The organism is Bacillus sp. ES1-5 (genome assembly GCF_022487605.1).
Classification (GTDB): Bacteria; Bacillota; Bacilli; order Bacillales; family Bacillaceae_G; genus Bacillus_A; species Bacillus_A wiedmannii.
In genome coordinates, this window is the sequence record NZ_JAKVPU010000038.1 from 1 (window position 1) to 814 (window position 814).

At 55.4% G+C, this 814-nt stretch carries 8 tRNA genes; all 8 read left to right on the top strand.

From position 1 onward, the window contains the following. Positions 1 to 75 (top strand) — tRNA-Gly (locus MKO96_RS29130). A gap of 16 nt (positions 76 to 91) precedes the next feature. After that, a tRNA-Leu gene (locus MKO96_RS29135) sits at positions 92 to 180 on the top strand. Positions 181 to 183: 3 nt separating this feature from the next. Further along, positions 184 to 257, top strand: a tRNA-Arg gene (locus MKO96_RS29140). Between the two features lie 10 nt (positions 258 to 267). Beyond that, positions 268 to 341 (top strand) — tRNA-Pro (locus MKO96_RS29145). A gap of 15 nt (positions 342 to 356) precedes the next feature. Further along, positions 357 to 429, top strand: a tRNA-Ala gene (locus MKO96_RS29150). 20 nt (positions 430 to 449) lie between these two features. Then, a tRNA-Met gene (locus MKO96_RS29155) sits at positions 450 to 526 on the top strand. A gap of 4 nt (positions 527 to 530) precedes the next feature. Next, positions 531 to 607, top strand: a tRNA-Ile gene (locus tag MKO96_RS29160). Positions 608 to 624: 17 nt separating this feature from the next. Beyond that, a tRNA-Ser gene (locus MKO96_RS29165) sits at positions 625 to 717 on the top strand. The last annotated feature ends 97 nt before the right edge of the window (positions 718 to 814 follow it).

Below are 814 nucleotides of genomic sequence, written 5' to 3' on the forward strand. Positions count from 1 at the left end.
GCGGAAGTAGTTCAGTGGTAGAATACAACCTTGCCAAGGTTGGGGTCGCGGGTTCGAATCCCGTCTTCCGCTCCAATTTTCAATATGACATGCCGGGGTGGCGGAACAGGCAGACGCACAGGACTTAAAATCCTGCGGTGGGTGACCACCGTGCGGGTTCGACCCCCGCCCTCGGCACCATATGCGCCCGTAGCTCAATTGGATAGAGCGTTTGACTACGGATCAAGAGGTTAGGGGTTCGACTCCTCTCGGGCGCGCTTTTATTAACGGGAAGTGGCTCAGCTTGGTAGAGCACCTGGTTTGGGACCAGGGGGTCGCAGGTTCAAATCCTGTCTTCCCGATATTCCCAAAAACATGGGGCCTTAGCTCAGCTGGGAGAGCGCCTGCCTTGCACGCAGGAGGTCAGCGGTTCGATCCCGCTAGGCTCCACTTATTTTTATATCTTTTATGGCGGTGTAGCTCAGCTGGCTAGAGCGTACGGTTCATACCCGTGAGGTCGGGGGTTCGATCCCCTCCGCCGCTACCATAAAGGACCTTTAGCTCAGCTGGTTAGAGCAGACGGCTCATAACCGTCCGGTCGTAGGTTCGAGTCCTACAAGGTCCACCACTAAAGCTTTATATCTCGGAGGTATACCCAAGTTCGGCTGAAGGGATCGGTCTTGAAAACCGACAGGCGGCGAGAGTCGCGCGGGGGTTCGAATCCCTCTACCTCCTCCATTTTTCTAAATTAAATATTTTATCATCGCGGGGTGGAGCAGCACGGTAGCTCGTCGGGCTCATAACCCGAAGGTCGCAGGTTCAAATCCTGTCCCCG